4 protein-coding genes and 2 pseudogenes are annotated in these 5,211 nt (G+C 70.8%); 4 read left to right on the plus strand and 2 right to left on the minus strand.

What is annotated here, in order from left to right:
• The 4 genes and pseudogenes from ACNFOC_RS50655 to ACNFOC_RS50670 form a co-directional block, all read left to right on the plus strand.
• Positions 1-417 (plus strand): annotated as a pseudogene (locus ACNFOC_RS50655) (hypothetical protein); the annotation flags it as partial.
• Between the two features lie 129 nt (positions 418-546).
• Entirely contained in the window at positions 547-1,884 is a 1,338-nt protein-coding gene (gene mshA / locus ACNFOC_RS50660; RefSeq protein ID WP_416965743.1) for a D-inositol-3-phosphate glycosyltransferase, read from the plus strand.
• Positions 1,877-2,389 carry a type III secretion system chaperone family protein gene (locus ACNFOC_RS50665; protein ID WP_416965744.1) on the plus strand — a complete coding sequence of 171 codons (513 nt, stop codon included), beginning with the start codon at positions 1,877-1,879 and terminating at the stop codon, positions 2,387-2,389. Before mshA ends, ACNFOC_RS50665 begins: the two co-directional genes overlap by 8 nt.
• A 121-nt stretch (positions 2,390-2,510) precedes the next feature.
• Positions 2,511-4,192, plus strand: a pseudogene (locus ACNFOC_RS50670) (glycosyl hydrolase family 28-related protein).
• A gap of 13 nt (positions 4,193-4,205) precedes the next feature.
• Here the strand turns inward: ACNFOC_RS50670 and ACNFOC_RS50675 are convergent.
• Together ACNFOC_RS50675 and ACNFOC_RS50680 are read right to left on the minus strand one after the other, a co-directional pair.
• On the minus strand, positions 4,206-4,853 hold the full coding sequence (locus ACNFOC_RS50675) for a class I SAM-dependent methyltransferase (RefSeq protein WP_416965745.1): 648 nt from the start codon (positions 4,851-4,853) through the stop codon (positions 4,206-4,208).
• A gap of 9 nt (positions 4,854-4,862) precedes the next feature.
• Positions 4,863-5,211: helix-turn-helix transcriptional regulator (locus tag ACNFOC_RS50680; protein ID WP_416965746.1), on the minus strand; the 349-nt coding region annotated here is incomplete at its 5' end.

Genomic DNA, 5,211 nt, shown 5'->3' on the forward strand with positions numbered 1-5,211 from the left:
CTGTTACTTCTGACCGGTCTGCGCATCGGCGGTGTCGACTTCACCGCCGAGCTGCACGACAGCCGGCCCGAGCTGGACGAGACGTGGGAGGAGATCGTCGAGGTCCCGTTCCGGCCGGTGTCGGAGGAGACGGTGCTGCGGCAGTGGAACGCGAAGAACTGGTGGGAGCTGGAACTGGAGGAGCGTGACTACCGCGTGCGGTACTCCGCCATCGGCATGGATGCCGGCCACAGCAAGAACGTCCGGGAGGACGACGAGCCGCCGACCGGTACCTGCTCCAGATCTGGCCCGCCGCGCCCGAACCGGCCCGGCTGCTCAAGCAGACCGGCCGCGTGGCCGCCAACTGGCACGCCTTCGCCACGTCACCCGTGGGCTGACCGGCAAGGGGGTCAACGCGCCGCCGCCTCGAACGGTTGAGCGACCCCCGGCAATGGCTGGGTAAAATCCTCATGCGCCGGAATGAGAATCCGGCCTCCCGATGTTGGCCTCCTTGGAGGGAACCGCACGCCCTCCCTCAGGCATGCCCGCAGCGAGGAGGAACGCCACGTGAGCCAGTACGGCAGCAGGCTCGGGCGGCGTTCCGCGGCCTCGTCCGCACGGCTGCGGCTGCACCGCAAGCCTCGCCGCGTCGCCATGCTGTCTGTGCACACATCACCGCTGCACCAGCCCGGCACGGGCGACGCGGGCGGCATGAACGTCTACATCGTGGAGCTCGCGCAGCGCCTCGCCGAGATCAACATCGAGGTCGAGATCTTCACGCGCGCCACCACGGCCGCCCTCCCCCCGACCGTCGAGCTGGCGCCCGGCGTCCTCGTCCGGCACGTCGACGCGGGACCGTACGACGGTCTCGCCAAGGAGGAACTCCCCGCCCAGCTCTGCGCGTTCACGCACGGAGTGATGCAGGCGTGGGCCGGCCACCGCCCCGGGTACTACGACCTCGTCCACTCGCACTACTGGCTCTCCGGTCACGTCGGCTGGCTCGCCGCCCAGCGTTGGGGCGTCCCCCTCGTGCACGCCATGCACACCATGGCCAAGGTCAAGAACGCCAGCCTGGCCGACGGCGACACCCCCGAACCCGCCGCCCGCGTCATCGGCGAGACCCAGATCGTCGCCGCCGCCGACCGCCTCATCGCCAACACGGCGGAGGAGGCCGACGAACTCGTACGGCACTACGCGGCCGACCCCGCCAAGGTCGCCGTGGTGCACCCCGGCGTGAACCTCGAACGCTTCCGCCCGGCGGACGGCCGAGCGGCGGCCCGTGCCCGCCTCGGCCTCCCGCAGGACGCGCTGATCCCGCTCTTCGCGGGCCGCATCCAGCCCCTGAAGGCGCCGGACGTCCTGCTGCGCGCGGTCGCCGTGCTCCTCGACGAGCGGCCCGACCTGCGCTCGAACATCGTCGTGCCCGTCGTCGGCGGCCCCAGCGGCAGTGGCCTCGCCAAGCCCGAGGGGCTACAGAAGCTGGCCGCGCGGCTGGGCATCGCGGATGTCGTACGGTTCAGGCCGCCGGTCGGTCAGGAGCAGCTCGCGGACTGGTTCCGGGCCGCGTCCGTGCTGGTCATGCCGTCGTACAGCGAGTCCTTCGGGCTGGTCGCCATAGAGGCGCAGGCGGCCGGTACGCCGGTGCTCGCGGCCTCGGTCGGCGGCCTCCCGGTCGCCGTGCGCGACGGCGAGACCGGCTTCCTGGTCCAGGGCCACGATCCCGCCGCGTACGCGCGCGTGCTGGGCGCCCTCGCCGACGACCCGCACCTCGCGCCCCGCATGGGCGAGGCCGCCGCCCGGCACGCGCAGTGCTTCGGCTGGGACACGGCCGCCGCGGCCACGGCGGACGTGTACGCGGCCGCGGCGCAGGCCCACCGCCGTCACGTACGCTCGCACCATGGGTGAGGCAGCGGCGGATCAGGACCGGGCGGCGCAGGTCATCGAGGGTTTCCTCAAGGATGCCGAACTCGACTGGGAGAGCCCGGAGTCCGGCACGTTCGTCGTCAAACTCCCCGGCACCCGCAAGCTGTCGACGACCCTCTCCCTCCTCGTCGGCCGCCACTCCCTCTCGCTCAACGCCTTCGTCATCCGCCACCCCGACGAGAACGAGACGGCCGTCCACCGCTGGCTCCTGGAGCGCAACCTCAAGCTGTACGGCGTGAGTTACGCGGTCGATCAGCTCGGTGACGTGTACGTCACCGGCCGGCTGCCGCTGTCCGCCGTCACCGAGGCCGAGATCGACCGCCTCCTCGGCCAGGTCCTGGAGGCCGCCGACGGCAGCTTCAACACCCTCCTGGAACTGGGCTTCGCCTCCGCGATCCGCAAGGAGTACGCGTGGCGGGTGTCGCGCGGGGAGTCGACGCGGAATCTGGACGCGTTCACGAATCTGACCCAGCGGCCGACGAACTGACCTCGATCTGACCCCTGTTCGACCCCTTCCCTGCGACTGGAGCCCCGTGGCATGCTCACCGCCAGCACATTTCTGAACGTCGTTCACATCCATGAAGAGCCGCGTGGGAGGACGTACGTACATGAGCCACACCCGTCTCACCAGACGAACCCTGCTCGGAAGCACGCTGGCCTTGGCGGCCCCCCTGCCGAAACAGGGACCCGGGGGACCTGAGGGTTCCGGGGGTTCCAGGGGTTCCGGAGGCGAAGTCCCGTCCCTCTGGCGGGAGTTCACCCGCACCCCCTTCACCCACCCGCAGATCCCGTACATCGGCAGGGCGGGCTGCCGCACCCGGCACCGGGGAGGCCACTCGCCCGTCCTCGACGTCCGTCGCTACGGCGCCGTCGCGGACGGCGTGACCGACTCCGCCCCCGCGATCAACCGTGCCATCGCCGCTGCCGGTCGGGCCGGCGGTGGCACGGTGCTCATCCCGCCCGGCACCTTCCGCATCGACGACGTGATCCGCGTCGGCCACTCGAACGTGGTGGTCAGGGGTGCCGGCAGTGACCGTACGAAGCTCTACGCGACCAGGAATCTGACGGAGCTGATCGGCGTCTACGGCTCCCGTTACGGCGGCGACAAGTCGTCCTGGTCCTGGGCCGGCGGCCTCGGGACCCAAAGCCTCCCCTGGCCCCGAGCGCCCGTTGGGACTCACTGGTCGCCGCGATCAGGGCGAAGGCCTGGCCCTTCGAGGGCTGGACCGGCAACAGGCGTGACGAATGGCGGCAGTTGACGACCGTCGAACCGGCCCGGCAGGGCGCGTGGACGGTGACGGTGGCGGACTCCTCCCAACTGAAGCCGGGCGAACTGGTGTTGCTCCGCCTCGCCGACGACGCCGCCCACACCCTCCTCCAGCACATGGCGGGCGGCGGCCCCGGCCCCGAGGCGTACTACTGGGACGACAAGACGAAGCTGCTGTCGTACGTCCCCTACGAATGGCCGGTCCGCATCGCGCACGTCCACGGCCGGAGGGTCACGCTCGAACGCCCCCTCCCGCTCGACGTACGCCCCGAATGGAACCCCCAACTGACAACCCACGTACATGAGTTGACGGGCTCGGGGGTGGAAGGCCTGACCCTGGAGGCCGTCGAGACCCCGCAGCAGCCGCACCTCCTCGACAAGGGCTACAACGGCGTCGTCCTCCAATGCGCCTACGACTGCTGGCTCGACGACGTGACGGTCCGTCATGTGGACAACGGCTTCGGCCTGGTGGCGGCGTCGGCGTGCACGCTACGCGGTACGACGGTGGCGGGCCGCGGCTCCCACCACCCCTACTTCTGCCGCGAGGGCTCGCACGACAACCTCGTCGAGGACTTCACGATCGAGGAGCGCACGGTCCCGGCCCCGGCCAACACCCAGCTCCACGGCATCAACGTCGAGGGCCTGTCGTCGTACAACGTCTGGTCGCGCGGCGACATGCGCATGGGCACCTTCGACAGCCACCGCGGCCTGCCCTTCGCCGACGTCCGCACCGACATCACCGTGCACAACGACGGCCGCCACGGCGGCGACGCGAACGCCGGTCCGCTGTTCGGCGCCCGCTTCACCCACTGGAACATCCGCGTCACGAACGGCCGCGCGGGCTTGATGAAGATCGACGGGCTGGCGCCGTACAGCGCGACCGTCGGCCTCAACACGGTCACCGAGTTCGACCAGATCGACGTCCCCGACTTCACCGGTGACCTGCACTCACGGCTGGAGCTCTACGGCACGACGGGGGTCGTATGGCCGCGGAATCTGTACGAGGCGCAGCGCGAGCTGTGACGCACGCGTGAGCTCATGCGCGCCGCAGGACGTCGTAGCCGATGAAGTCGAACATGCGGGTGCCGGTGGGGAGTTGGCGGGGTTCGCCGGTGAAACGGTGGGCGCCGACGGACTGGGGGATCGAGGGGTCCGACACCCACAGGCGCTCGAAGCCGCGCTCCTCCAGCCAGGCGCAGACCTGGGGGACGAGGTCGGGGGCGAGATCGCGGCTGCGGGTCCAGACGAGGGTGCCGCCCGTCCGGCACAGCGCGGTGCAGTGGTCGAGGACGCGCTCGACATCGGCGTCGGAGATGTTGCCGAGGAGGCCGCACGCCAGGACGAGGTCGGCGGGTGCGAGGTCGGCGTACTGATCCGTCAACGAGGCGTCCCCGGCGACGACTTCGACTCCGGAGAGACCGGCGGCGCGGGCGGCCCGGGTCGCGACGTCCACGTTGCGCTCGTCCAACTCGACCAGCCGGGCGCGGACTTCGGGCCCGCGGGGATGGTCGGCCAGTACGCCGATCAGGTCGTGGCCCTGTCCGGCGCAGAGGCTGATCGCGGTGAGCGGGCCCGGCGGGGCGGTGTCGAGGGCGAGTCGGAGGCGTTCCTGGATGAGGGCCAGACGGCGGCTGAGGTAGGAGTCGGGGGAGTCGTAGGCGTCGTGCCATTCGTGCCAGTCCATGCGCGGAATCTAGCTACGGCGTTGATCGCTGTCGCGTAAATAACGCCCCGGCGTGACCCCCACCAACTTCCGGAAATGGCGGGTGAGATGGGACTGGTCGTAGAACCCGGTCACCGTCGCCACCTCGCCCGGCGGGCGGCCGTCGAGGAGGAGCCGGCGGGCGCGGTCGACGCGGCGGGACATCAGGTACTGGTGCGGTGCGATGCCGTACGCCCCGCTGAACGCCCGTACCAGATGGGCGGGATGGGCGTGCACGAGCCGCGCGGCCTCGTCGAGGGTGATGCCTTCGGTGACGTTCTCGTCGAGGAGTTCGCGTAGGTCGCGGGCGAGGGTGGGGCCGGTTGTAGTTGTAGGGGTG

The organism is Streptomyces colwelliae (assembly GCF_048158785.1).
Taxonomy (GTDB): Bacteria; Actinomycetota; Actinomycetes; order Streptomycetales; family Streptomycetaceae; genus Streptomyces.